General features: G+C 66.5%; 22 protein-coding genes. 5 read left to right on the forward strand and 17 right to left on the reverse strand.

Translation table 11 applies throughout. The features are described from left to right. Positions 1 to 64 precede the first annotated feature (64 nt). The 3 genes from A4H34_RS07700 to A4H34_RS07710 are packed head-to-tail and all read right to left on the reverse strand — an operon-like array spanning position 65 to position 5,983. The gene (locus tag A4H34_RS07700; protein ID WP_231870984.1) at positions 65 to 3,613 is read right to left on the reverse strand and encodes an error-prone DNA polymerase; all 3,549 of its coding nucleotides are present in this window, start codon (positions 3,611 to 3,613) and stop codon (positions 65 to 67) included. Continuing rightward, positions 3,606 to 5,156, reverse strand: coding sequence for a DNA polymerase Y family protein (locus A4H34_RS07705; RefSeq protein WP_064231589.1), 1,551 nt, complete (start codon positions 5,154 to 5,156; stop codon positions 3,606 to 3,608). The genes A4H34_RS07700 and A4H34_RS07705 overlap by 8 nt, the downstream gene beginning before the upstream one ends. Then, positions 5,153 to 5,983, reverse strand: a complete 831-nt coding sequence (locus A4H34_RS07710; RefSeq protein WP_064231590.1) for a hypothetical protein — start codon at positions 5,981 to 5,983, stop codon at positions 5,153 to 5,155. Before A4H34_RS07710 ends, A4H34_RS07705 begins: the two co-directional genes overlap by 4 nt. A gap of 174 nt (positions 5,984 to 6,157) precedes the next feature. Between A4H34_RS07710 and A4H34_RS07715 the strand changes: the two genes are divergently transcribed. Continuing rightward, on the forward strand, positions 6,158 to 6,631 hold the full coding sequence (locus A4H34_RS07715; protein WP_064231737.1) for a tRNA (cytidine(34)-2'-O)-methyltransferase: 474 nt from the start codon (positions 6,158 to 6,160) through the stop codon (positions 6,629 to 6,631). A 525-nt stretch (positions 6,632 to 7,156) separates the two neighbouring features. Here the strand turns inward: A4H34_RS07715 and A4H34_RS10715 are convergent. The 6 genes from A4H34_RS10715 to glgA all read right to left on the reverse strand — a co-directional run bounded on the left by A4H34_RS10715 (position 7,157) and on the right by glgA (position 12,770). Next, positions 7,157 to 7,408, reverse strand: coding sequence for a helix-turn-helix domain-containing protein (locus A4H34_RS10715; RefSeq protein ID WP_197480437.1), 252 nt, complete (start codon positions 7,406 to 7,408; stop codon positions 7,157 to 7,159). An 80-nt stretch (positions 7,409 to 7,488) separates the two neighbouring features. Then, positions 7,489 to 8,346: a TrmH family RNA methyltransferase gene (locus A4H34_RS07720; RefSeq protein WP_009198644.1), complete on the reverse strand. Its 858-nt coding sequence runs from the start codon at positions 8,344 to 8,346 to the stop codon at positions 7,489 to 7,491. 488 nt (positions 8,347 to 8,834) lie between these two features. Continuing rightward, on the reverse strand, positions 8,835 to 9,992 hold the full coding sequence (locus tag A4H34_RS07725) for an SPFH domain-containing protein (RefSeq protein WP_064231591.1): 1,158 nt from the start codon (positions 9,990 to 9,992) through the stop codon (positions 8,835 to 8,837). Between the two features lie 154 nt (positions 9,993 to 10,146). Beyond that, positions 10,147 to 10,581 (reverse strand): NfeD family protein, encoded by a 435-nt coding sequence (locus A4H34_RS07730; RefSeq protein ID WP_064231592.1) that lies wholly within the window; start codon positions 10,579 to 10,581, stop codon positions 10,147 to 10,149. 153 nt (positions 10,582 to 10,734) lie between these two features. Next, a complete protein-coding gene (locus tag A4H34_RS07735) occupies positions 10,735 to 11,517 on the reverse strand; it encodes an ABC transporter ATP-binding protein (RefSeq protein ID WP_009198640.1) in 783 nt (260 codons plus the stop codon). Between the two features lie 23 nt (positions 11,518 to 11,540). Further along, the gene (gene glgA / locus A4H34_RS07740; protein WP_040322642.1) at positions 11,541 to 12,770 is read right to left on the reverse strand and encodes a glycogen synthase; all 1,230 of its coding nucleotides are present in this window, start codon (positions 12,768 to 12,770) and stop codon (positions 11,541 to 11,543) included. A 110-nt stretch (positions 12,771 to 12,880) separates the two neighbouring features. Here glgA and glgC point away from each other — a divergent pair, with 110 nt between their 5' ends. Beyond that, the gene (gene glgC / locus A4H34_RS07745) at positions 12,881 to 14,281 is read left to right on the forward strand and encodes a glucose-1-phosphate adenylyltransferase (protein ID WP_064231593.1); all 1,401 of its coding nucleotides are present in this window, start codon (positions 12,881 to 12,883) and stop codon (positions 14,279 to 14,281) included. A 4-nt stretch (positions 14,282 to 14,285) separates the two neighbouring features. Further along, positions 14,286 to 15,335, forward strand: coding sequence for a phosphoserine phosphatase SerB (gene serB, locus A4H34_RS11410; protein ID WP_064231594.1), 1,050 nt, complete (start codon positions 14,286 to 14,288; stop codon positions 15,333 to 15,335). Between the two features lie 139 nt (positions 15,336 to 15,474). On the opposite strand, the gene A4H34_RS07755 is transcribed toward serB, so the two are convergent. Further along, on the reverse strand, positions 15,475 to 17,040 hold the full coding sequence (locus tag A4H34_RS07755; protein ID WP_064231595.1) for a hypothetical protein: 1,566 nt from the start codon (positions 17,038 to 17,040) through the stop codon (positions 15,475 to 15,477). Then, positions 17,037 to 17,900 (reverse strand): ABC transporter ATP-binding protein, encoded by an 864-nt coding sequence (locus tag A4H34_RS07760; RefSeq protein ID WP_197480438.1) that lies wholly within the window; start codon positions 17,898 to 17,900, stop codon positions 17,037 to 17,039. The genes A4H34_RS07755 and A4H34_RS07760 overlap by 4 nt, the downstream gene beginning before the upstream one ends. Positions 17,901 to 18,026: 126 nt before the next feature. Here A4H34_RS07760 and A4H34_RS07765 point away from each other — a divergent pair, with 126 nt between their 5' ends. Beyond that, positions 18,027 to 18,572, forward strand: coding sequence for a TetR/AcrR family transcriptional regulator (locus A4H34_RS07765; RefSeq protein ID WP_197480439.1), 546 nt, complete (start codon positions 18,027 to 18,029; stop codon positions 18,570 to 18,572). Between the two features lie 28 nt (positions 18,573 to 18,600). On the opposite strand, the gene A4H34_RS07770 is transcribed toward A4H34_RS07765, so the two are convergent. Both A4H34_RS07770 and A4H34_RS07775 read right to left on the reverse strand, forming a co-directional pair. Then, a complete protein-coding gene (locus A4H34_RS07770) occupies positions 18,601 to 19,194 on the reverse strand; it encodes a SixA phosphatase family protein (protein WP_064231597.1) in 594 nt (197 codons plus the stop codon). Positions 19,195 to 19,287: 93 nt separating this feature from the next. After that, positions 19,288 to 20,901 carry an ABC-F family ATP-binding cassette domain-containing protein gene (locus A4H34_RS07775; RefSeq protein WP_197480440.1) on the reverse strand — a complete coding sequence of 538 codons (1,614 nt, stop codon included), beginning with the start codon at positions 20,899 to 20,901 and terminating at the stop codon, positions 19,288 to 19,290. 69 nt (positions 20,902 to 20,970) lie between these two features. On the opposite strand from A4H34_RS07775, the gene ypfJ reads away from it, so the two are divergent. Beyond that, on the forward strand, positions 20,971 to 21,852 hold the full coding sequence (gene ypfJ, locus A4H34_RS07780) for a KPN_02809 family neutral zinc metallopeptidase (RefSeq protein ID WP_009198630.1): 882 nt from the start codon (positions 20,971 to 20,973) through the stop codon (positions 21,850 to 21,852). A 76-nt stretch (positions 21,853 to 21,928) separates the two neighbouring features. Here ypfJ and A4H34_RS07785 read toward each other — a convergent pair whose 3' ends face one another. From A4H34_RS07785 to sufC, 4 genes are read right to left on the reverse strand one after another with little or no spacing between them, the layout of a single operon-like run. Continuing rightward, a complete protein-coding gene (locus A4H34_RS07785) occupies positions 21,929 to 22,315 on the reverse strand; it encodes a metal-sulfur cluster assembly factor (RefSeq protein ID WP_009198629.1) in 387 nt (128 codons plus the stop codon). Further along, positions 22,308 to 22,778: a Fe-S cluster assembly sulfur transfer protein SufU gene (gene sufU, locus A4H34_RS07790; protein WP_064231598.1), complete on the reverse strand. Its 471-nt coding sequence runs from the start codon at positions 22,776 to 22,778 to the stop codon at positions 22,308 to 22,310. Before sufU ends, A4H34_RS07785 begins: the two co-directional genes overlap by 8 nt. A 22-nt stretch (positions 22,779 to 22,800) precedes the next feature. Continuing rightward, entirely contained in the window at positions 22,801 to 24,081 is a 1,281-nt protein-coding gene (locus tag A4H34_RS07795) for a SufS family cysteine desulfurase (RefSeq protein ID WP_064231599.1), read from the reverse strand. A 1-nt stretch (position 24,082) separates the two neighbouring features. Continuing rightward, positions 24,083 to 24,835, reverse strand: coding sequence for a Fe-S cluster assembly ATPase SufC (sufC, locus tag A4H34_RS07800; protein ID WP_064231600.1), 753 nt, complete (start codon positions 24,833 to 24,835; stop codon positions 24,083 to 24,085). Positions 24,836 to 24,844: the final 9 nt, after the last annotated feature.

Genomic DNA, 24,844 nt, shown 5'->3' on the forward strand with positions numbered 1-24,844 from the left:
TCCCGTCTACGGCCAGGCGCCGCCGTTCGTCTACGGCAAAGCTCCGCCTTTCGAGACTTGTGGGCTAGCGGAAGTCCCGTGACTTGGCCTGGACCGGAAGGACGAGCGGCTCCAGAGCGTCGGCGACGAAGTTCATGGCGCCGTCGCCGCGTTCGACCATCCCTCTGACGACGAGGCCCTGGCTGCGCCTTGCAACCTGGCGGTATCGGTCCCACAGCCCCGTTGAGCACACAACGTTCAGGATTCCCGTTTCGTCCTCCAGGGAGATGAATGTGACTCCCGTTGCTGTCCACGGACGCTGGCGGTGCGTGACCACCCCCGCGACGCGCACCCGTTCGCCGACGGGCGCCTCCCCCAGATCGGAGACTTTCAGGATCCCCCGGCCGGCCAGATCGCCGCGGAGGAATTGCGTGGGATAGGACCCCGCAGAAACTCCGGTGCTGGAAATGTCCGCGATCGCGGCCTCCTGCTCGGTCATTTCGTCGAGGGCCGGGGCGGTGCCGATGCTCTCGGTTCCCGGAAGCGTGGGCTGATACCAGCCTTTTCCTTGAACAGTTTTGTCGGCGAGGGCCTGAGCCGCCCATATTCCCTCGCGCCTGCCCACTCCGAGCGCTTGCAGAGCCCCCGCGGCGGCGAGCGCCTCAAGCTGCCCGCGCCCCAGCCGGGCGCGTCTGGCCATGTCCGCCGCATCCGTGAAAGGCGCACCCTGGCGGGCCTTCAGAATCCTGGAAACCGCTGCGGCGCCGAGGCCCCGAACGGAGTCGAGGCCGAGGCGCACTTCCAGGTCCCCATGGGGATCGACGAGCCGCGTAGAAGCCGCGGCGCCGTCGCCGCACTCGGGTTCATCGCATTCCATTTCGGCTCGTTCTCCCCCGCATTTTGCGACGTCGCGCTCTGCGGCGCCGCGTTTCCTCACGCTCACCTCGCCTAGCGAACGCACGACGCACGGGGAGGCCACGTGCACGCCGTGGCGCCTGGCGTCGGCCACGAGGCTCTGGGGAGAGTAGAAGCCCATGGGCTGGGCCGCCAGTATGCCGGCGTAAAAGTGCTCGGGAAAGTGGACTTTGAGCCATGCCGAGGCGTAGACGAGGTAGGCGAAGGAAAAGGAGTGGGACTCCGGGAAGCCGAATTCTGCAAAGGCGTCGAGCTTGTCATAGATTTCCTCGCGGACGCCCGGGGGCACGCCTTTGGCGGCCATCCCCGAATACAGCTCGCTTTTGAGCTCGGACATGCGTTCGTGCGAGCGTTTCGCGCCCATCGCTTTGCGCAGCCGATCGGCCTGGGCCGGGGTGAACCCGGCGACGTCGATCGCTATTTGCATGAGCTGTTCCTGGAAGAGCGGGACTCCGAGGGTTTTTTCCAGGGCCGGCTTGGTCAAGGGATGCGGGTACGTGACGGGTTCTCGGCCCCGGCGCCTTGCGAGGTAGGGGCTGACGGCGTCGCCCTGGATGGGGCCGGGGCGGATGAGGGCCACCTCAATGACGATGTCGTAGAAGCATTCGGGGCGCAGGCGCGGAAGAGTGGCCATCTGGGCGCGCGATTCGACCTGGAAGACGCCGACCGTGTCGGCAGCCTGGAGCAGGGCGTAGACGCGAGGGTCTTCTTGGGGAAGGTTGTGAAGCCCGAGGGGCTTCCCGTCGCTTCCCGCGATTCCGGCGTCGGTCAGCTGCGTGTACGACTTTCGCAAAGCCGTGAGCATTCCGAGCCCGAGAAGGTCGAATTTGACGAGCCCGGCTTCAGCGCAATCGTCCTTGTCCCACTGAAGGACGGTGCGTCCCGGCATTCGCGCCCAGCCCGCCGGGCACACGTCGATCACAGGACGGTCGCACAGGACCATCCCTCCCGTGTGGATGCCGAGGTGGCGGGGAAGCCTCTGCATGCGCGAGGCAAGATCGGCCACAGCGGCGGGCACGTCCGCCTCGTAGCCCGCGGGCTCATAGCCTGCGGACCCGCCGACGTCGGCTTTTGCAGGAACCTTGTGCTCGACGGATCGCAGCCACGCCTCGACTTGCCCTTCCTCGTATCCGAGGGCTTTTGCGGCGTCGCGTATGGCCGAGCGCGGACGATAAGAGATCGTGTTGGCGACCTGCGCGGCGCATTTCCTTCCGTAGCGTTCATAGACATGCTGGATGACCTCTTCCCTTCTGTCAGATTCGATGTCGACGTCGATGTCCGGCGGACCCGAACGCCCCGGAGAAAGGAACCGTTCAAAGAGCATCTTGTGGCGGACGGCGTCGACGGCGGTGATGCCCAAGGCGAAGCAGACCGCCGAGTTCGCCGACGATCCTCTGCCCTGACACCAGATGCCCCGGCTGCGGCAAAAGTCGACGATTTCACAGACGATGAGGAAATACCCGGGAAAGCCGAGGCCGACGATGACGTCGAGTTCGTGGTCGATCACCTCCCACGCCCGCGGGTTCGACGAGCGCGGCCCGTAACGCTTGAGCGCGCGCTCGCGGGTGAGGCAACGCAGCCAGCTCGCTTCGGTATGGCCTTCGGGAACGGGAAAATCGGGAAGGTCAGGGGCGACGAGCGCCAGATCGAAAGCGCATTCGGCCCCGATCCTGGCGGCTTCAGCCACCGCTTCGGGGTGGTCTCGGTGCAGGGAGAGCATCTGTTCCCCCGACCGAAGGTGCGAACCGTTGGCCGGAAGGAAGGGGTCAATCTCTTCTAGGGTGGTTCGAGCCCTCGTGGCGGCGAAGACGTCGGCGACATCCCTGTCGCGAGGGCGCGCATAGTGCACATTGCCTGTGGCCAGGTAGGGGACGCCGGCTCGGTCGGCCGTTTCGACGAGGGCGCGGCAGCGCTCGCGGTCAAGCGGGGCTCCGGAGTTCGTCAGTTCGACCGCTACGTTCTCCTTGCCGAAAAGTGATTCGAGGCGGCGCACCTGTTCGACTGCGGCGTCGACGTCCCACAGAGCGGGAGAAGGCCCGGAAAAAGCCGAGGCTCCGGGATTGAAGCCGCTGTTCCTGCGGCCCCCGGCGATCCCGGGGCTTCCGGCAATCCCAAGGCAATCGGCTCGTTCGCGGCTTCCGGCGCCCTCCAGGGGGAGGCCGCCGCGGGAACCCTCCGCCCCTTGCCCTTCCAACCCCTCCAGGGCCCGTCTGACGCCTCCCTTTCGGCAGCCGCTGAGAACCATCCAATTTCCGCCGGAGGCAGCCGCCAGGTCTTCGAGCTCGTAGCGAGCGCGGTTCTTTTCCCCGCTCGCCAGCATCGCCTCCCCCACCGTCCGGGAAAGGCGTCTGTAGCCTTCGGGGTCGCGAGCCAGGAGGACGATGTGCTCGCCGGGAGGATCGGCTTGGGCGCTTCTATCTTCGGACAGAAGGGTCAATTCGGTTCCGATGACGGCGGGCAGCCCGGCCGCCCTGGCTGCGGAGGCAAGCTGGACGACGCCGGGAAAGCCGCCGTGGTCGGTCACGGCGAGAGCCTGCAGCTCCAATTCGCAGGCCCGAGCGACGAGGTCGGCGGGAAGGCTGGCCCCGTCGAGAAAGCTGTAAGCGGAGTGGACGTGCAGTTCTGCGTACGGAACCGCACCCTCGGGCTCGGCGAACGGCCGCCTCGAAGGCGAATGCCTCGCGGCCCCCGGCCGAACGACGGAGAGGCGTCTATTCATACCGGCCCTCCTCATGCCACGTTCCGCCCTCGCAATAAACGAGGGCGGCCGCCCCGTCGAGGACGATTTGGAGATAGGCGCGTCTGGAGCGTCCGGAGGGATCCCACCACCGCTCGTCGATGGGCCAAGGCCCTGCGTAATCGCGGATCGTCGCCGAGCCTTTCGCCGATCGCAGCAGGCCGGGTTCGGGATCGGCGCAGCCGCCTGCGCATGTCAGCTCCGCCTCCCCCGTGACCGCCAAGCGGTGTCCGCATCGCCCGTCGAGCCCAATGTCGACGGGCGCAACATGGATGCGCGAAGGCCCCGGCTCGGGTATGGCGCCCGGCCACGGAAGAGCCGATCTGCGCCCGTCGTCCGGACTGTGCTCGCCCCACGCGATTTCGGCGTGGCGCCGCGCCGCCGTGCGCCCTCCCACCTTGCGGGGAACCCTCACCGACTCCTCGCCGAGGACCGTCTGGATCCGGGCTACGGCCGCCGCCGCTCGCTCGTTTCCCGCCGACCTTCCTCCCCACAGGGGCTCGGGGGCCGCATCGGCCGACGCGGCGTCGAGCCTGAGTTCGAGCCGCGCGAGGGGTCCGCCGCCCGCCCATCCTCCGAGCTGCCACCGAACTCGATCGACGACGTCGCGGGCGCCCCCGCCCCCGACCGACCAGGATCGCGAGAGCTCTTCGCCGTCGTCGAAAACCGCGTCGATGCGCAGCCTCCCGGAGGCGGCGGTCCGCACTCCCATGGCCTGCACGAGCTCCTCGGCTAGGCCGCGGGCAGAGAATACGGCTTCTTCGACGTTTTGGAGGGGCGGCTCGAAGACCCGCGTGCACACGATTCCCGGCGACGTCGTAGCCTCCGCCGGCAGATGGACGTCTCTCCCTCGCGCCAACTGCCACAGAAGCGACCCCATCTCCCCGAAACGGGACGCCATGGCGGCTGCCCCGAGATCCGTCAAGTCCCCGACGGTTCTCACGCCGAGGGTCGCCAGCAGCTCCAGGCAGGACCGAGCCTCGGCTCTGCGCGAGGGAACGACGCCGACGAGCGTCCCCTCGACCTTGGTCCGCTTCAGGAACTGCGCCGATCCTTCGACGTCGAGGAAAACGTCCGATTGGGCGGCCAGAAGGGCGGCGAGGGTTCCCTCGCCACAGCCTACGTGCGCCTCGCAGCCGGCGACGTCGGCGATCTGCCCAATGAGAGCCTCGGCCAGAGCCTCCATCGACCCTGCCGCACGCACAGCGCCCCGGGCGGGAAAAATCACCCTTCCCGGCTCGACGACCACGACGTGGGCCACATGCGCGTCCACGGCCTGCAGGACCGATTCGAACCGAAGGGCGTCGCGGCGAACGTCGCGCTGAACGACGACGAGCTCCGGGCAGATCGACAGCGCCTCGCGTTTGCGCATGCCCGTCCGAACCCCCAGCCTGCGCGCCCAGGCATTCGCGCATACGACGCCGCCGACTCCCAAAACAGCAGCCGGTTCGTCGGAGCCGACCTGCCCCGCCGACGTCGCCGCCGCAACCGGCCAGTCGGGAACCGCCACAGATGCGTGCATCATGAGGGAATCGCCTCCACCAACGAGAGCCCGCCTTGGGCGCGGCCGGCGGCTTCGTTCTTTTCACCGTCGGAGGCCTGGACCGGGGCCCATCCGCACGCCCCGATCCGCAGCCGAACGCGACGCCGTCCGGAAGTCGCCTCCACGAGGAGCGCCCGCACATGCCCGACGCCGCGGTCGACGCCTTCGACCGCGACGACCTCTCCCCTGACGCGATCGCGGCAATCCCATCCCTCCCCGAGTAGAAGGCTCCCACGCACCGCTGCCCGCTTGGAAAGCAGACGGCGCTCGCGCGCATCCAGGCGAATGGAAGACCCGACGACCACGACGTCGAAGCCGTCGACGGCGGCAGTCAGCGCCTGTGTGCGCGCCGCATCCCCCACCTTCGGCACGCAAACCGTTCGAGAGGCATCGACTCCCAGCGATCCGGCCGCGTCCCACCCCATGCCCGGCATTCCGAGGAAGACGCTCCACGCCCCCGAACCGCTGGCGATTCCGGCGAGCAGGAGGCCCATGAGGACGCTGCCGGAGAATCCGACGCTCATTCCCGGCTCGAGTCCTCGCGGGAGGATCTCGGCCAAACACTCGGGGACCGCCCAGCCGCCCGAAGCCTCCCTCCAGTGCGCCGCATCCGAGGCAGCCCCGGACCAGGCCCTGCCCGTCGCCGCGCCCAGCACCGCCTCGCCATGCGAGGCCCTGCCCGGCAAAACGGCGACTGAAGAAACCCCCGCTGCGCTCTCTGCCAAAACAAGCGCACGCCGAGCGGCCTCAAGCCGCTCCGCCGCGCTTAAAACCCTTCCGCCGAGGGCGCAGGCCGCAGAAGTTCTCATGTTTCTCCACACCTCTTATTGAACGTTAGTTCGACAAATAGGATAGGCAGAGGGTCCGACACATTCCAAACGAAGCGCGCTCAGCCCTCGCCAAGCCGCGGCAGGGATCGGGCAAAGACGGGCCGCGCGAGCCCATTGCAGCCGTGCCCGCCCCTTCCCGTGTACGCTGAGCTGGTGTTTCACATCGTCTTCTACGAGCCGCGAATCCCCGGCAACACGGGGGCTGCGATTCGGCTGGCAGCATGCACGGGAGCCACGCTCCACCTCGTCGAACCCTTGGGCTTCTCCTTCGAAGACTCTCACCTCAAGCGTGCGGGATTGGATTACCACGACCTCGCAGACCTTCGAATCCACGCCGACTTCGAGGCGCTCCTTCGCGAGCTCCCGGATTCGCGCATTTTCGCCTTCACCGGGCACACGTCGAACAGCTTTGCCGACGTCGCCTACCGCGAAACGGACGCCTTTCTCTTCGGACCCGAACCGACGGGGCTTCCCGCGGACGTCATCGCCCATCCGGCGGTGACGGCGGCCGTGCGAATCCCCATGATGCCTCACCTACGCTCGCTGAATCTGGCCAATTCCGCGTCGATCGCCGTTTACGAAGCCTGGCGTCAATGCGGCTACGTCGGATCGTCGGACTTTTCCTAAGAGGATCGACGCGGAAAACCCCGCACGCTCCCGTCGGTTCGGACATCTTCGAGAAACGTCATTCATTGACAAACAAGTTTCGGCAAGAATCAGAAAAGGCATGCCATAGTCACATATTAAATCGGCGTATTCAACCGATAAAAGAACGCCGAGCGCACAGCTAAATACGAAGTGCACAGCCACCGCAAATAGGCGCGTTTTCGGCTCATGCCCATTATCGTCGGCACACCGAGCCAGCAAGTATGCGCCGAGGCACATCAAAGCCCAGCTGGCGACCGGTTTGGGCGACAGCGACCGACCTCAACCGCCGCCTCCGGCAACGAGGTCAAGCCGACGTCCGCTTTGTTCGGGGGCAATTCGGCGATCGCCCCGCAACAAGGCCGAGACGGCCGACGCGCGACGAGACCGAGCCGATCGCAGCCCCGTCATCGGGGAGGTCGACGAAGGTTTTGCGAGATTCGGAAAACCCGCGCAACTCGAAGGAAGCCCTGAGCGGCCGCCCCGCATCGGGGCGTCCGCCGCGGGCTAAAGGGTTTCGCCCGCCTCCACTTGCTCTTGGAACGTCTCGGAGGCGGCAAGGAGGAGGTCCTCGACGGGGAGCTCGAGGGCGTTGGCAAGCCTGAACAACGTGAAAAGTCGGGGATTGACGGCTTTGTTCGAACGCCGATCGGACCTGGCACTCTCCATTAGTTGATAGTGGTTTCTATCAATGTCGGCACGCAGCGCCACCTGTTCCTGAGACAGTCCGAGCTCTTTCCGCCTGGCTCGGATCGTCATGGCGAATATGTTTGCAAGTTGGCGCTCTAACGGCGAAGAATCGGGCATATCCCAACTTTTGCCGTGTAATCAACGCTTTACTACGGTGTATGCACGGTACGTAGCTCCCAGCACGCAACGGCCATCGCAGCTGCTACATTAAGCGAGTCGACGTCGCCAGCCATCGGAATGACGACCGAATGGTCGACCGCGGCGATCGTCGAGTCGCGAAGGCCGTCCCCTTCGGCCCCGAGAATGATCGCAATTTTGGAGTCCTTCGCCGAGCACACCTCAAGGCGGGAGAACGCATCGAGGGCGACGGCGTCGTCCGTCAACGCCAGCGCAGCCGTTGTATAGCCACATTCAGAAAGCATTTTCGCGCTTCGAGGCCAGCCGTCGATTCTGGTCCAGGGAACCTGGAAGACGGTTCCCATAGAAACCCGAACCGACCGCCTGTAAAGGGGGTCTGCACAATCTGATGTGACGAACACTGCATCGACGCCAAGCGCTGCAGCCGAACGGAAGATCGCTCCCACGTTGGTGTGATCGACCAGGTTTTCGAGTACGACGATCCGCGCGGGGCCCGATCCCACGGCCTCGAGCATCGCTCGAGGGTCGGCCAAGGCGGGGCGATTCATGGCGGCTATCGCTCCGCGGTGAAGGTGAAACCCGGCAATCTCCTGGAGCTTCTCCTCGTCGCACACGTACACGGGGATGTCGCCTCCCTCGCCGTCCCCGCCGGCCTTCGTCAACGAAGGGGCGAGATCGGCGAGCCACCGCTCGTCGGCCAAAACCGAACGCGGTCTGTGGCCTGCGGCTATCGCCCGTTGGATGACTTTCGACGACTCGGCCATATACAGGCCGTTCTCCGTCTCAAGCTTCTTTCGAAGGGCCACGTCGGTCAGCCTGACGTAATCCGACAGGCGATCGTCGTGGATGTCGGTAATTGGCACTAACACAGAACAAGAGTGCCATAAACAACGCCATCGCACGCGCCAAAGAGCGTCTATCGACGCATATGTGCCACCAAGCATTCCGTGCATGCACGGAAACGATAGGTTGTATTCGCGACCGTAATGACGCGCATCGTCGTCTCTCACGAAGCACCGGAAACATTGACGCAAACGTAAATATAGCCAAACTCTTATTAAGACGTCGGTTCCGTAACAATTGAACGCAGGCCTCACAATCTGTACGCCCCGATCTCGCATGCGCCGCAGGACGAGCCCACCCACGCCGGAATCGATCGCGGAGAGCGTTGCAATTGCCGCTGGGATTTGAACCGATCCCGCACATCTGGAACGGAGCGCGCCACCCGAAGGGACGACGACGTTTGCACTCTGCCACGCGCATGCAAAGCGGGGCGCGAACGGCCGTTCTCCGCTCGCGCCCCGCTCCCAGGGTTCAGCGCCCCAAAGGCGCCTGGCCCGTCAGGGGTTCTCAAGCATCACTGACCCACAGGGGGCGTTCCGTTTCCGTTGGGGCCCTCTTGGTCGAAGCTTCGGAACTCCGGCGGCGCAGGCGGCGTGGGCCTCTGTCCTATCTCCGCGTCCGGGTCGAAATGGCGCCCGGACTGGCGCCCCGAGGTCTCGGCCTCGTCGATGGCGACGTCGGCGGCGCCCTTGGCGTCGGCCAGAGCGTCGTCGATGTCGGGCAGCGCCGTGGCAGCCAGGGCGTCGGCGATCTTTCCGGTGCCGTCGAAATCGACTCCCGATTCGCCGTCGCCGCCGTGGCCCCCGAAGCCCTTGGCGACCGCGTTGAGGGCGGCCGTCATCTCCGTCGGGACGATCCACAGCTTCGAAGACGAGGAGTTGGCGATCTGCGGAAGGGTCTTGATGTACTCGTAGGAGAGGAGCTTGGGATCGACGTTTCCGCGGTGGATGGCGTCGAAAACCTGGAGGATGGCTCGCGCCTCGCCCTGTGCCCTCAGAATCGTCGACTGGGCCTGGCCCTCTGCCCTGAGGATCGCGGACTGCTTCTCGCCCTCGGCCGTCAGAACGGCGGACTGCTTGACGCCCTCAGCCGTGAGGATCGCAGCGCGGCGGTCGCGCTCGGCCTTCATCTGCTGCTCCATTGCGCCTTGGACGGAGCGCGGCGGATCGATGGCCTTCAGTTCGACGCGTGACACGCGAATGCCCCAGCGTCCGGTCGCCTCGTCAAGCTGGCCGCGCAGCTGGCCGTTGATCTGATCGCGCCCCGTGAGAGCCTGCTCCATGTCCATCGTTCCGATGATGTTTCGAAGCGTCGTGACCGCAAGCTGCTCGATGGCGGCCATCGGGTCGGCGATCTCATAGGTCGCGGCGATCGGGTTCGTCACCTGGTAATAGATGACGGTGTCGATGGAGACGTTGATGTTGTCCGAGGTGATGACCGGCTGCGGAGGGAAGGGAACGACCTGCTCGCGCATGTCGATCCTCTCCCGAATGGAATCGACGAACGGAAACAGGAAGTGCAGACCCGGCGTAAGGGTCTTGTGATACCTGCCCAGGCGCTCGACGACGTAGGTGTACCCCTGGTTGACCATCTTGATCGCCATGAAAACGAAAAGGATCACGATGAATGCAACCAAGGCCAAAAGTATGAGTCCGACGTTTATATCGTTCATAATGGGTCCTTCTAGTTGTTGCGGTTACTGATGTAGGGTGTGATGGAAAGCTGCGTCGCCGGAAGGCCGGGCAGCCGTCGGCAACGGAGATTTCCCGTGAGAGAGGAAGTCTTCCCATCGGCCAGAGCGCGCACTGCTGGCCAGCATGCAGCCCTTATTGGCCGGAATGAGCCGACTGCGCGACGATGGCCACGACGCCCTCAATGTCGGTGACGACGACGTCGCTCCCCTCGGGAATGACGCCTCCCGCCGAGCGCGAAGACCAGACGTCCCCGCCGATCTTCACCCGTCCGGCATTCTCGTCTATCACTGTGAGGGCGCGGGCCCGCTTGCCTATCTGATCTTGGACCGTGCCGACCTTCGTCCCCTTGGGGTTGAAATGGTTTTTCGCCCACGGGCGCACGATTGCCAGAAGGAGGATGGAGACGACGGCGAACGCGGCGACCTGAGCCACAAGGCTGTCGTTCCCGGCGGATACGCCGGCGGCGACGAACGCGCCTCCCGCGATCATGAGGAAGGAGAAATCGACCGTCATGAATTCCAAAGCGATGCAGCAAAGGGCGATGATGCCCCAAACTTCCCAGCTCACGTTGCTACTCCTAGCTATAGTAGAGATGCACTCTAGTTTAACGGGCGGAGCCCCCCAGTTATAGACTCCATTCGGGTAGGAATCCCCACAGCCGCCGCGGCGAAGAAAACGGCGGGCCCGCACGCGGCGCGGGGTCGACCGCGCACAGGGCGCTCAGACCTTCCGTGCCGAGAACCGCCCGTCCTCGCGGCTCACCGCGAGATTAAGGCCGAAGACCGCCGAGAGATTGGCCGATGTGACAGTTTCCCCTATCTGTCCCGAAGCGTAGACGGCTCCGTCCTTGAGCAAAAGTGCGTGGGTGAATCCTGGGGGAATCTCTTCGACGTGGTGGGTGACGAGCACGATCACCGGCGAAAACTGGTCGAAGGCCAGCTGCGAGAGCGTTTCGACGAGGTTCTCCCGCCCGCCCAGATCGAGGCCGGAGGCCGGCTCGTCGAGGATCAGCACCTCGGGGTTGGGCATGAGCGCGCGGGCGATCCCCACGCGCTTCTTCTCCCCCGAAGAAAGGGTCGAAAAGAGGCGCGTCTCCAGGGATCCCACGCCGAGGCCGGCCAGAAGGGCCCGGGCTCGGCGGTCGTCTTGGGGGTCGTAGACCTCCCGCCACGTCGCCAAGTGTCCGTAGGCGGCCGTTCGAACGACGTCGACGGCCCTCTGGTCCCCCGGGATTCTCGCGTCGACGGCGGCGGACATGGTGCCGACGAGAGGCCGCAGATCCTCCAGGTTGACGCGGCCCAGGCGTTCGCCGACGATCGCCACCGATCCGCTGGTGGGATGCATGCGCCCCGAGACCAGCTGGATCAGAGTCGTCTTGCCCGCGCCGTTGGGGCCGAGGACGACCCATCTCTGGCCGTCGTCGACGCTCCAATCGACCGAATCGAGGATGGCGCGGCCGTCGCGTCGAACGGTCGCCTCCCGAACATCAAGCACATCGCCCATGGAACAAGATTACCGCGAGAGGCCTAAAGTCCCGCTATGACGTCGCGGTAGAAGTCCATCGTCTTGAGGGCGATCGACTCCCATGAGAAGTGCTCCTCCACCCGCTTGCGGCCTGCTGCGCCCATCTCGCGCGCCTTCTCGGGGTCGGCGCACACAGCCTCCAAAGCCGAGGCGAGATCGGCCTCGAACGTCTCGGGATGCACGGGCGTCCCCGTCCCGTCGTCGAGCTGCTCGATCGGGACGAGGGTTCCGGTCACCCCGTCCTCGATGCAGTCCGGGATGCCCCCCGTCTTCGTTCCGACGACGGGAAGTCCGACGGCCATCGCCTCGAGATTGACGATTCCGAGGGGCTCGTAGATCGACGGCGTGACGAAGACAGTCGAGCAAGACAGGAGCTGGATGATCTTGCCGCGGCTGAGGAAGTCCGAGATCCACACGACGCCTGTGCGCCTGCTTCTAAGGTCCTCGACGAGGGCCTCGGTTTCGGCGGCGATCTCCGGGGTGTCCGGCGCCCCGGCGCACAGCACCACCTGGATCTCCGGCGGCAGCTTGGCGATCGCGCGCAGCAGGCCGGGAACCCCCTTCTGCCGAGTGATCCTTCCGACGAACATGACCGTGGGCTTGTCGGGGTCGAGCCCATAGGAGGCGAAGCACTCCCTGGCCGCCGCCGTTTCCTCGTCGGTCTTCGGGGCGTTCCAGCCCGACAGGTCGATCCCGTTGTGGATGACCCGCACCCGATCGGGGTCGATCTTCGGGTAGCAGCGAAGAATGTCGTCCTTCATGGCGAAGGAGACGGCGACGATTCCGTCGGCGGCCTCGTAGGCCGTCCGCTCGACCCAGGAGGAGACTTCGTAGCCGCCCCCCAGCTGCTCGCGCTTCCACGGGCGCAGCGGCTCCAGGGAATGGGCCGATATGACGTGGGGAATGCCGTACAGCATCCCTCCGATGTGGCCGGCCATGTTGGCGTACCAGGTGTGAGAGTGGAGGATGTCGGCTTCTCGCACGCGATCGGCGATCTCCAGGTCGACGCCGAGAGTCTTGATCGCGGCGTTCGCCGAAGCGAGCTCGGCCGGATAGTCGTATCCGTACACCGTGACTCCGGCGGGCGATGCGCCCGCTTCGCGCGGCCCGTCGAAGGCGTGAACATCGACGTCGGCATGGGCCGCCAGCACTTTGGACAATTCCTCAACGTGGACACCCGCGCCACCGTAGACGTTTGGCGGGTATTCTCGAGTCAATAGAGCGACACGCAATGTGGGGTCCTTCCTTCGGTGGTCAACGCTGACCCCTTCACTGTACCCGCTCTGTCGTCCAACGGCGGACAATTCGTGCGCTGAACCAATATATGAGATAGGTGGAACCTATGGGAGCCAAACCCCGCGTCCTCGCAATCGTCCTGGCTGGCGGAGAAGGCAAGCGCCTTATGCCCCTCACCCAGGATCGTGCCAAGCCCGCCGTGCCTTTCGGCGGCATCTACAGACTCATTGACTTCTCTTTGAGCAACATCGTCAATTCGGGATACCTGAAGATCATCGTCTTGACCCAGTACAAGTCCCATTCCCTCGACAGACACATCGCGCGCAACTGGCGCATGTCCAATCTGTTCGAGAACTACGTCGCCCCCGTGCCCGCGCAGCAGCGGCGCGGCGACCACTGGTACCTCGGGTCGGCCGACGCCGTCTACCAGTCGCTCAACATCCTCGACGACGAGCGGCCCGACGTCGTCCTCATCACCGGGGCGGACAACATCTACCGCATGGACTTCTCGCAGATGGTCGACCAGCACGTCGAATCCGGCGCGGAGCTGACGATCGCGGGAATCCGCCAGCCGCTCGAGCTGGCGTCCGCCTTCGGCGTGATCGACGTCAACAAGACCGATCCGCGCCGCGTGGCCGCCTTCGTCGAAAAGCCCCAGGACACCTCGGGGCTGGGCCTTCCCGATTCGCCCAACGAGTTCCTGGCCTCCATGGGCAACTACGTCTTCAACACCGACGCCCTGTACAAGGTTCTCTCCGACGACGCCGTCGACCCCAATTCGAAGCACGACATGGGAGGAAACATCGTTCCCTTCTTCGTCGGGAAGGGCACCTGCGGAGTCTACGACTTCACCTTCAACAACGTTCCCGGCCACTCCGACCGGGACTGCGACTACTGGCGCGACGTCGGAACGATCGACGCCTACTACGAGGCGAATATGGACCTCATCTCCGTCAACCCGGTCTTCAATCTGTACAACGACAGGTGGCCGCTTCTGACGGGGCATTCGAACCTCGCCCCGGCGAAGTTCGTCTACGGGCACCATGAGAGGCTGGGTCACGCCCTCGATTCAATCGTCTCCCCCGGGGTCATCGTCTCCGGAGGCGAAGTGATCGGGTCCGTGCTCTCCCCCGACGTGCGCGTGAACTCATGGTCGACCGTGCGCGAATCCGTTCTGCTCGACGGCGTCAACGTCGGGCGCAACGCGACGGTCATGCGCGCGATCCTCGACAAGTACGTCGTGGTCGAAGAGGGCGCGCAAGTGGGCGTCAACCACGAACACGACCGGGCCCGAGGTTTCCACGTCTCCGAGGGCGGCATCACCGTGGTCCCCAAGGGCGCGCGCGTCAAGGCCACGCTTTACGCGCCGACGCCGGCCGAGGCGCCCGATCCGGCCGAAGCGCCGGGAGCCGCCGGCTCCGCCGATGCGCCCGCGGGGTCCGAGGCATTCGAGGTCTCCGACAGCTCAGGCGGCGCAGGAGACGACGGGGCGACCACACTTGTATGAGCCTGTGCGCGAGGGGGAGCCGGTCAGGTTTTCCCTCGCTTCGCCCGAACCCCTTCCCGCGGGGCTCCTGGTGCACACGAGGCATGTTTTCGGGTCGGCTTGCGGAGAGGTCGCCGAGCGCTCGCCCGCGGTTCCCGGCCTGCAGACGCTGTCGCTGTTCGGCGTCGCCGGATCCGACGCCTCCGCGTTGGAGCGGCTGAGGGACGAATTGCGCGGCCCTGCCTTGGCTTTGAGCGTCGATTGCGCGCTCACGCGCGGAAAAATGGCCGAGCGCGGTCCGCGCCTCATCGTCTCCGACGTGGACTCGACCTTCATCCGCGGCGAGGCCATCGACATGCTCGCCGACGCCGCCGGATCCGGCCCTCGTGTGGCGGCCATAACGGAGGCGGCGATGAACGGCGAGCTCGACTTCGCCGAGGCCCTCGCGGAGCGCGTCGCCACGCTGGAGGGCCTGTCCGTCGATCGGGTCGAGTCGATCGCGGACAGCATCGAGCCCGTTCCCGGGGCCGAGACGCTGGTTGCGACGGCGCACGCACGCGGATGCGCCGTCGGCCTGGTCTCCGGCGGATTCATCGAGGTGATCGGAGGGCTGGCGCGCCGTCTAGGCGTCGATTGCGTGCTGGCCAACCGGCTCGAAACGAGCAGCGGCGCCCTCACCGGCAGAACGGAGGGCGAGATCGTCACCCGCGAGCGCAAGGCCGAGGCTCTTCGGCGCTGGTCCGAGGGCGGCCGGCTGCCCGGCGCCGACCTGCCCGGAGGTTCCGATTCGCCAGAAGGCTCCAATTTGCCGAAAGACCCCGACTCCCCGTTGGAAGCTCGGGGCAGAGAAGGCGCGGACGCTCGTTCTCGTGGCTTCCCTTCGTCGCGCGAGAGGATCGACCTGTCCGAAACCGTGGCGGCCGGCGACGGCGCCAACGACCTGTCGATGATGGAGATCGCCGGGCTTTCCGTCGCCGTGTGCGCAAAGCCCGCGGTGCTCGCCGCCGCCGACGCCGCGGTGACCCGGCCGCGCCTCGACATCCTCGCGGCGATCCTCGGCTGGGACGCGGTTTGACGCCTTCCGCCGCATGGCAGGCTGCTCTGTTTCACGTCCGGGGTCACAGCGGACCCAAGGTTTCGCGCCGTCGCCCGCTGCCGGACGGCGCTTTAATCCCGCCGCCGGAAAGCGCGAACTGGGCTGCCGGGCTGCGCCCTCACCCCGCCGCCAAATCGCGGGGGCGCGCCTTGACTCCCGCGAGCGCCAGGGCGAGGGCCGCGGCGCCGACGCATCCCGTCGCGATCCACGACGGGCTTTCCATGGGAACCCTGCCGACGAGGTAGAGGGGCGAGAGCTTTCGCCCCCACTCGGGAAGGTCGAGGGGGTCGGCCAGGAGCTCGACGACGGCGACCCAGCAGGCGAGAGCCCACACGGCGGCCCACGCCTTCGGCGCATAGGAGAAAACGGCGAAGGCCCCGGCAAGCACGGCGACGATGGGAACGAGCAGGAGCGCCGCGGCCCCCAAAGAAGAGGAAAGCTCCCATTTGCCGGTGGACGCTCCGATGGAGATCCAGTAGGCGAAACCCCCTGATGCGGCCACTGCCGCGGCCGTGAGGGCCGATTGGGCGAACCAGGCGCGCATGACGCTCGCGTAGCCGCAGCGCGTGGAACACACGAGCCCCAACCTTCCGCTCGCCTCTTCGCCGCGCAATTCGGCCGCGGTCGCCAGCCCGGCCGCGAGCGCGAGAAGCCCGATGATCCCGACGGCCAGAACGGACATGAAGTCGCGCGGCGCGTGCCCTCCGAAAAGCTGGGCGATGCCCGGGTTTTGTTCGGCCCAGACGTCTATCTCGTCTCCCATGGCTCCGACCGGAGCCGCCCAGCAAAGCGCCGCCGCGCACCACCCTGCGGCGCTGGAGCGAGTGAGGCGCCAGACGTAGCGTGTGCCGCGTATCCACTTCGCCGCGCCGGCCCTTCCGGGCCTCGGCGAGACCGCGGCGCCTCCGAGGTCGCGGACGCGGCAGAGCGCGAGGGCAGCCGCAGCCAGTGCGGCGGCCGCCGTTGCGCAGGCGGCGTAGGGCCACAGGCGGCTTGCTCCCCACGGCCGGGCTTCAGCCAGCCAGCCCATGGGGGTGAGCCAGGTCGCGGACAGGCGCCGTCCGTCTATTGCCGCGCGCACGAGGTAGCAGAACATGACCCACGCCATCACTGCGGTTCCCGCTGCTTTGGCGTCCGCGACCGTCTGAGCCAAGAGGGCGGCTGCCGCCGCAAAGACGAGCGCGAACAGGCAGAGAATGAGGCAGTATTTTGCGGCGCCGCCGGCGGGAAAGCCAAACAGGAGGAGGCCCGCAAAACTCGCGGCCCCGAAGAGGGCGGTCGAGCACGCCTGCGCCGCCATGGCGGCCGCCGTCGGCGCGGTTTTCCCGTAGCCTCCGGCTGAGACGACCTCCCATCGGCCGAGTGCCTCCTCGGCTCGCATGAGGCGGACGGCGAGCAGGCTTGCGCCGACGGGGACGAGGACGAGCCCGAACATGCCGACCTCAAAGGCCTCGATCCCGCCCGCGGACGTCAGATTGTAGCCACGCCCGTTGAACAGCTCTTGAATGCGCGAGGAGCCGATGGTCGAGGCGTAGCGCAGTCGGCTCGCGCCGTCGGGGTAGAGAGACCTCGTCGCCGACGCCATGGCAAGCACCAGGGCGGTCCAAGCCAGGGGCCAGGCGAGAAGCCTTCGGCCGTGGGCCTTCCACGTGAGCGTCCAGAGCGCCCGGCGCGGCCCGTTCATTTCTCGCCTCCGTAGAAGCTGAGAAAGGCCGCCTCCAGGGAGCTTTCGACCTTTCGTATCGACGCTCCTCCCTTCAAGAGGCCGGCGACGGCGGAGTCGGCCTCGGCGGAGGGCACGTTCAGGGAGATCGGCTCCCCCGTCCTGCCGACGGCGGAGACGGCGACGTCGGCCCTGGCGCGCACCCCTTCGAGGCTTCCCGAATAGGCGGCGCGCCCGCGCCGAAGGACGGTGACCGTGTCGCACAGCGTCGCAACCTCGCTCATGATGTGGCTGCTCAGCAGCACCGTCGCCCCGGAGCCTTGCGCCTCGCGGACCGTTTCGACGAAGCGTTCGGCCATGACGGGGTCGAGACCCGACGTCGGCTCGTCGAGGAGCAGGAGCTCGGCCCGCGTGGCGAGGGCCGCGACGAGGGCGACCTTTTGCCGATTGCCCTTCGAGTACGTGCGCGTTTTCATTCGAGGGTTGAGTTCGAAGCGCTCGATGAGCTCGGCTCTGCGGGCGGCGTCGATGCTGCCCTGCATGCGCCCGAGAATGTCGATGCACTCGCCTCCGGTGAGATTGGGCCACAGCACGGTGTCCCCGGGGACGTAGGCGAGCCGTCGGTGGACGTCGACAGCGTCCTTCACCGGGTCGCGGCCAAACACGCGCAAACAGCCGCCGTCGAGCCGAATCTGGCCGAGAATCGCCCGGATCGCCGTCGTCTTTCCGGCGCCGTTGGGGCCGAGAAAGCCGTGGACGGAGCCTGCCTTCACGCTCAGGTCCAGCCCGTCGAGCGCCCGGACGCTGCCGAAAGCCTTCGTCAAATCCGTCCCTTCGACAAGAATTTGATTGTTACTATCTTTTGAAAGTGACTCTCTCATAAAGGAGACGCTACCACCGGCGCAGGGCGACGACAAGGCCGTGAATGCGACAAGGCTGTAAAGTGGCATCGACAAGGAGGTGCGATGGCACAGCGGGGATTGCGCGAACGGAAAAAGGCGGCTGCCATGCACCGCATACAGTCGGCCGCCCTCGAGCTGTTTTCGACAGACGGATACGACAACGTGACGATCGAGCAGATCGCCGACCGCGCCGACGTCTCCCCTTCGACCGTCTATCGATATTTCGGGACGAAGGAGGGCTTGGTGCTGCAAGACGAGCACGACGACCTGCTCATGAGCACGATGGCCGGCGCCCTCGCCGATGGCGCGAGGCTCCTCGACGCTCTGCGAGAGGCCGTCCGGGCAATCGCCGAGGAGCATTTCGTGCGCGACCGCCAGGCGACCGTGCAGCGGGTGCGGCTGTACTTCGAGGTCCCCGCGCTGCGATCGGCGGCGTCGACCTTGGTCGCCGAGCTCATCGACAAGCTCGCCCAAACCCTTAAGGACAGCGGGAAGGCGGATTACGCGGACGGCCTGATCGCCTCGAGCGCCGTCGTCTCGGGACTGCTGGCGGCCGCATGGAACTGGTATCGAGAAGGGGCGGAAAGGCCTTTCACCGTCTACGCCGACGCCGCTATGGACGTCCTCGCCGAAAAGCTCACCACGATGTAGAGCGGTCTAAGAGCGATGTAGAAGCGGTCTAGGGACGCAGCACGTCGACGATCCGCATGCGGCCGGGCGCCAGAGAGCTCCACGATTCGACGTGTCCGACGACGGCCATGGCGGTGGAAAAGCCGTACCTGAAGCTGTCCGCACGCGCCGCGCCCGACCCTCTCAAAGCCCGAAATGGCGCGCGGCCCCGGGACTCGGGCAGGTCTTTCTCCCGCGTGGCCAGCAGCCCCGCCAGCGTCGACATCGTCGGCTCGTGTCCGACGACGAGAACTGCCTCCGCCTTAACGCCGCCTTCGGCGTCGGCCGACTCCCGGACGGCGCCCTCGATCCCGCAGCGGTCCAAACCGCGCAGAGTTTCGAGAAGGCCCTCTCCCCCGCGAGCGTAGAGGCTGGCTTCCTCCCAGACTCTGGCGACGGCCAGTCCGGCCGAGCGAAGGGCGACCAGGGTCTGCCGCGTGCGCGTCGCCTCCGAGACGATCGCCACGTCGATGCCGCCGACGACTCGCGCGATCGCCCGCGCCTGAGACGCGGCCTCCTCCCTTCCCCGCGGAGTCAGCGGGCGGGCGCGGTCCCTGGCGGCGAATCCGGCTTCGCCGTGGCGCATGAGAACGAGAGTCGGCATGGTGCAAGGCTATCTCCGATCGGGTCGATTGAACAGGGATGCGTTCGAACCGACGCCCGCGACGCAACGGGGCCCGCGCGGCAAACCCGACGCTCACGCCAGAGCGACGAGGTCGAAGTAGTCGTCGGACCACAAATCCTCGTCGCCGTCGGGCAGCAGAAGAACGCGCTCGGGGCGGAGGGCTTCGACCGCCCCCTCGTCGTGGGTGACGAGCACGACGGCGCCCTCGTACTTGCCGAGCGCGGCGAGAATCTCCTCGCGCGAGGCCGGGTCGAGGTTGTTCGTCGGCTCGTCGAGGAGAAGCACGTTGGCCGCCGACACGACGAGCATGGCCAGGGCGAGTCGAGTCTTCTCCCCTCCCGAGAGCACGCCGGCGGGCTTGTCGGCGTCGGCCCCGGAAAAGAGGAAAGAGCCGAGCACGGAACGGGCCCTTGTGTCGTCGAGCTCGGGGGCTGCCCGCCACAGGTTGCCGACCACCGTCTCGTCGGGGTCGATCGTCTCGTGTTCCTGCGCGTAATAGCCGATCTTCAATCCGTGGCCGGGCACGACGCCGCCCGTGTCGGCCTCCTCCACGCCGGCGAGCAGGCGCAGGAGGGTCGTCTTCCCGGCGCCGTTGAGGCCGAGGACGACCACGCGCGACCCGCGGTCGACGGCGAGGTCGAGGCCGGAGAAGACTTCGAGGGACCCGTACGATTTCGACAGCCCCACGGCGGTCAGCGGCGTGCGCCCGCACGGGGCGGGATCCGGGAACCTCAGATTGGCGACCTTGTCGGCCTTCCTCTCCGCTTCCAGCCCGGCGAGCAGGCGCTGCGCGCGGCGCTCCATGTTCTGCGCTGCCGCAGCCTTCGTCGCCTTGGCCCGCATCTTGTCCGCCTGCCCCATGAGCGCGCCCGCCTTGCGCTCCGCGTTCATCCGCTCGCGGCGGCGGCGTTTCTCATCGGCCTCGCGCTGTTTGAGATACTCCGCCCACGGCATGTTGTACACATCGAGGGCGGCGCGATTGGCGTCCAGATGCCACACGGCGTTGACCGTCTGGTCCAACAGCTCCGTCGAATGGGAGACCACCACGAACCCGCCCGCGAAAGAGCGGAGGTAATCGCGAAGCCACAGGATCGAATCGTGGTCGAGGTGGTTGGTCGGCTCGTCCAGCAGGAGATTCTCGGCCCGTGAAAAGAGGATCCGTGCGAGTTCGACCCTTCGCCGCTGACCGCCGGAGAGCGTGTGCAGCGGCTGGTCGAGGACCCTTTCGGGCAGCCCCAGCGCAGCCGCTGTCTGGGCGGCCTCGGCGTTGGCGGCCCATCCTCCAGCGTTCGTGAATTCCTGGTCGAGGCGCACGTAGCGTTCCATCGCCCTGACCTGCCGCGTGCCCTCCGATTCGGCCATTTCCCGCTCGGCCTTGCGGATGCGCCTTATCGTCTCGGCGATTCCGCGAACCGAGAGGATCCGATCGCGCGCCGTCTGGTCGAGGTCGCCCTCCTGCGTGTCCTGCGGAAGGTATCCGACCGTGCCCCTGCGATTGAGCGTTCCGGTCGCTTCGACGACGTCGGACGTCGCTCCTTCGCCCGCCATGAGCCGCATGAGCGTGGTCTTTCCGGCGCCGTTGCGGCCGACGAGGCCCACGCGCATCCCTTTGCCCACTCTGAATCCCGCGTCGACGACGAGTTCGCGGGTTCCGATGCGCATGGTGAGGTTTTTGGCGTCGATCACCCCACTAGCCTACTCGAGAACACGCCCGGCCATTGCGCACCTCCGACCCCTAGCGGATATGCTCACAACATGTCCATGAACGACGACATTCAACTGGATGCCTCGCGAGTCAAGGTTCGCGGGCGCGGAACAATGGCGGCCACCGGCGTCGGCGGCCTCGGACTCATCGGCGCCATCGTCTACTTTTTCCTGACGGGGCAGGTTCCGGACAGCCTGGTCACCTCGGGGCGTCAGCCCGCCGGAAACCAGACCTCGCTCATCGAAACGTGCAAGACCGGCGAAGACGCGAACAAAAACACCGAGTGCTGGATGGTCGCCACCGCCGAATCCCTGGACGCCTACTGGGGCGGGGCGCTTCCCTCCGCCGCCGGCGCCGCATACAAGAAGCCCGATTTTGTGCTCTTCTCCGGTTCGACCTCCACGGCGTGCGGGACGGCCAGCTCCCAGACCGGCCCCTTCTACTGCCCCGCAGACAAAGCCGTCTACCTCGACGTCGGCTTCTTCAAGGAGCTCCAGTCCCGGTACGGCGCGACCAACTCGAGGCTGGCCCAGGCCTACATCGTGGCCCACGAATTCGGCCATTCGATTCAGGACCAGACGGGGATCCTCTCCAAAGTCAACCACAAGGACACCGGCCCGAGCGGCTCCCTGGTGCGCTCGGAGCTGCAGGCGGACTGCCTTGCAGGCGTGTGGCTGCACAACGCCTCGAAGACGGTCGATCCGGAGTCGGGGAAGAAGTTCCTCGTCCCTCCCACCCGCGAGGAGTTGAAGACGGCCATCGACGCCGCAGCCGCCGTCGGCGACGACCACATCTACGAAAGCGCGGGCATGGAGGCCAATCAGGAGTCCTTCACCCACGGGTCCTCGGCCAAACGGACCGAATGGCTCATGAAGGGATACGAAGGCGGAAAGTTCGAGAGCTGCGACACGTGGTCGGCGCCCGCCCCTTGATGCGGCCGGCCGCCGCGTCCAATGGGCAAGCGCGCCGAGCCGGCGTCAGGGACGGCGCGCCGCCGCTGACGCCGCGCTAAACGTTGAAGCCGAGGGCCTGGAGCATTTCCCGGCCGTCGGAGGTGATGCGTTCGGGCCCCCACGGCGGCAGCCACACCCAGTTGATCCGGGTCGATCCGGCCATTCCCTCCAGCGCCCTCGTCGTCTGCTCCTCGATCACGTCCGTCAGCGGGCAGGCCGGGGACGTCAAGGTCATGTCGATGACCACGTCGGCCCCTTCCAGCGCAATGCCGTAGACGAGGCCCAAATCGACGACGTTGATCCCCAGCTCGGGGTCGATCACGTCCTTGAGCGCCTCTTCGACGTCCTCGACTTTCGGGGCGCCGACGGCCTCCTGGGAGGCGCCTGTCTCTTCGCGGGCGGCGGCCCCGTAATCGGGCGCGAGCTCGAGCTCGTCAGCCATGGCTCTCTCCTTTCGCAGCGACGGCCTTGTCCGTCGCGTCTCTCAGGGCCATCCAGCCCAAAAGCGCGCACTTGATGCGCATGGGGAACTTCGCCACGCCGACGAAGGCCGCGGCGTCTCCCAAGGCCTCTTCGACGTCCTCGGTCAGACCGGCGCCGCGCGAATCCATGAGGGCACGGAACTGCTCGTACAGATCCTTCGCCTCGTCGACGCTGGCGCCCTCGAGCATGTCGATCATGATGCCGATGCTCGCCCGGGAAATCGAACAGCCCTCGCCCGTCCACGCCACCTCGGCGATGCGTCCGCCGTCGTCGGACATCCGCACCCTGAGGTTCACCTGGTCCCCGCAGGTCGGGTTGACCTGGAAAGATTCGCCGTCGAAGGGGTTGAGCTCGCCCTCGCCGCGCCGTTCGTGGGCGGCGTCGAGGATGATCTGCTGGTACATCTGATCGAGGTCGTTCATCTCTCCTCCACGCAAGAGTCGTTCATCTTTGCTCCACGCCGAAAAATGGGCGGACTTTCTTCAATGCCTCCAGGAAGGCGTCGACGTCGGCCTCGTCGTTGTACGGCCCTAGGGAGGCCCTGGACGAGGCGAAAACGCCGAAATGCCGGTGTATGGGCTGCGCGCAGTGGTGCCCCGTGCGCACCGCCACGCCGTCGGCGTCGAGAACCTGCCCGACGTCGTGGGGATGCACGCCGTCGACGGAAAAGGCGACGGCGCCCGTGCGGTCGACCGCCTCGCGCGGGCCGAGCACCCAGACTCCCGCGATGTCCGCCATGCCGGCCAGCATGCGCTCCGTCAGCTTTTTTTCGTGCTCCGCCACGCGGCTCATCCCGGCGGCGGCGAGATACTCGGCCGCGGCGCCCATGCCGACTGCTTCGGCCACCGGCTGGGTCCCGGCCTCGAAACGCTCGGGCGGCTGGGCGTAAGTCGCCCCGTCCATCTCGACCACCTCGATCATCGACCCGCCGAATTGGTACGGCGGCATCGCTTCGAGGAGCTCGCGCCTGCCATAGAGCGCTCCGACCCCGGTGGGGCCCAGCATTTTGTGCCCCGAGAAGGCGGCGAAATCGACGTCGAGGGCCTTGAAGTCAACGGGCATATGCGGAACCGACTGGCAAGCGTCGAGCACCGTCAGGGCGCCCGCCTCGCGGGCCGCAGCGACGACGGCCTCGACCGGAGCGATCGCCCCGGTGACGTTCGAAACGTGGGCGAAGGCCACGATCTTGGTCGATCCGTCGATCACGGAGAGCGTCTCCAGGTCGATCCGCCCGTCCGAATCGCAGTCGAGCCACCTGAGAGCGGCCCCCGTCCGTTTGCACAGCTCCTGCCAGGGCACGAGGTTGGCGTGGTGTTCGGCCCTCGTGACCACCACGCTGTCGCCTCGCCCCACGGTCAACCGCCCCTGCAGCGGCGACGCGCCCACGGAGGGTCCGCGGCCTGCCGAAACATTCGACATCGCGTAGGCGAGGAGGTTGATCGACTGGGTCGTCCCCGAGGTCCAGACGAGCTCGCCGGGATCGGCCCCGACGAATCGGGCAACCCTCTCGCGCGCGTCCTCGAATGCGGCGCTCGCCTCCTCCGCGAGAAGATGCGATCCGCGTTTGACCGCCCCGTTTTTGGCCACAGACATCTCCTCGACGGCGTCGAGGACGGCCCTCGGTTTGAGAGAGGTCGCCCCCGAGTCAAGGTAGACGAGCCGGTTTCCCCCGCGCGCCTGGCGCGCGAGGGTCGGGAAATCCGTCCGCGGAACCGGGCTCGCCACGTCAGGCCTCGATGTACTCGTCGTAGCCGCGCTCTTCCAGCTCGTCGGCCAGTTCGGGCCCGCCGGTCAAGACGATCTTGCCCTCCGCGAAGACGTGGACGAAATCGGGTTTGACATAGCGAAGGATCCGCGAGTAGTGGGTGATGAGCAGGATCGAGTTGCCCGTCCGCTCGTGGACCCGGTTGACGCCCTCGGACACGACGCGCAGGGCGTCGACGTCGAGGCCGGAGTCGGTCTCGTCGAGGATCGCGACCTTCGGTTCGAGCAGCTCCATTTGGAGGACCTCCGTGCGCTTCTTCTCGCCGCCGGAGAAGCCGACGTTGAGGTCGCGCTTGACGAAGTCGGGCGAGACCTTGAGGGCCTCGGTCGCCTCGCGCACGCGCTTCGTCCACTCGCGCAGCTTGGGGGCCTCGCCGTCGATCGCCGTCTTGGCCGTGCGAAGGAAGTTCGTCACGGACACTCCCGGCACCTCGACGGGGTACTGCATCGCGAGGAAGAGGCCCGCCTGGGCGCGCTCGTCCGGCGTCATGTCGGTGATCTCTTCGCCGTCGAGGAAGACCTGCCCCTCTGTAATGCGATACTTGGGATGGCCCGCGAGCGCGTAGGCCGTGGTGGATTTGCCCGAACCGTTCGGGCCCATGATCGCGTGGATCTCGCCGTCGCCGATGCTCAGATTGACGCCGTGGAGGATGGGCTTCATTCCGTCGGTTGTCTCGACCGAGGCGTGAAGGTTGCGAATTTCAAGGGTTGGCACTTTTTGTCT

Source organism: Peptidiphaga gingivicola, from assembly GCF_001652275.1.
GTDB lineage: Bacteria > Actinomycetota > Actinomycetes > Actinomycetales > Actinomycetaceae > Peptidiphaga > Peptidiphaga gingivicola.

What these genes read in the sequence shown, in the direction of transcription:
- A4H34_RS07760 (WP_197480438.1), bottom strand. Translation starts at nt 17,900, where the DNA reads ATGAGAGAGTCACTTTCAAAAGATAGTAACAATCAAATTCTTGTCGAA.
- A4H34_RS07710 (WP_064231590.1), bottom strand. Translation starts at nt 5,983, where the DNA reads ATGAGAACTTCTGCGGCCTGCGCCCTCGGCGGAAGGGTTTTAAGCGCG.
- ypfJ (WP_009198630.1), top strand. Translation starts at nt 20,971, where the DNA reads ATGTCCATGAACGACGACATTCAACTGGATGCCTCGCGAGTCAAGGTT.
- A4H34_RS07735 (WP_009198640.1), bottom strand. Translation starts at nt 11,517, where the DNA reads ATGGGCGATGTGCTTGATGTTCGGGAGGCGACCGTTCGACGCGACGGC.
- A4H34_RS07755 (WP_064231595.1), bottom strand. Translation starts at nt 17,040, where the DNA reads ATGAACGGGCCGCGCCGGGCGCTCTGGACGCTCACGTGGAAGGCCCAC.
- A4H34_RS10715 (WP_197480437.1), bottom strand. Translation starts at nt 7,408, where the DNA reads ATGACGATCCGAGCCAGGCGGAAAGAGCTCGGACTGTCTCAGGAACAG.
- A4H34_RS07700 (WP_231870984.1), bottom strand. Translation starts at nt 3,613, where the DNA reads ATGAATAGACGCCTCTCCGTCGTTCGGCCGGGGGCCGCGAGGCATTCG.
- A4H34_RS07770 (WP_064231597.1), bottom strand. Translation starts at nt 19,194, where the DNA reads ATGCCGACTCTCGTTCTCATGCGCCACGGCGAAGCCGGATTCGCCGCC.
- sufU (WP_064231598.1), bottom strand. Translation starts at nt 22,778, where the DNA reads ATGAACGACCTCGATCAGATGTACCAGCAGATCATCCTCGACGCCGCC.
- A4H34_RS07725 (WP_064231591.1), bottom strand. Translation starts at nt 9,992, where the DNA reads ATGAACGATATAAACGTCGGACTCATACTTTTGGCCTTGGTTGCATTC.
- A4H34_RS07785 (WP_009198629.1), bottom strand. Translation starts at nt 22,315, where the DNA reads ATGGCTGACGAGCTCGAGCTCGCGCCCGATTACGGGGCCGCCGCCCGC.
- A4H34_RS07705 (WP_064231589.1), bottom strand. Translation starts at nt 5,156, where the DNA reads ATGATGCACGCATCTGTGGCGGTTCCCGACTGGCCGGTTGCGGCGGCG.
- glgC (WP_064231593.1), top strand. Translation starts at nt 12,881, where the DNA reads ATGGGAGCCAAACCCCGCGTCCTCGCAATCGTCCTGGCTGGCGGAGAA.
- A4H34_RS07765 (WP_197480439.1), top strand. Translation starts at nt 18,027, where the DNA reads ATGCACCGCATACAGTCGGCCGCCCTCGAGCTGTTTTCGACAGACGGA.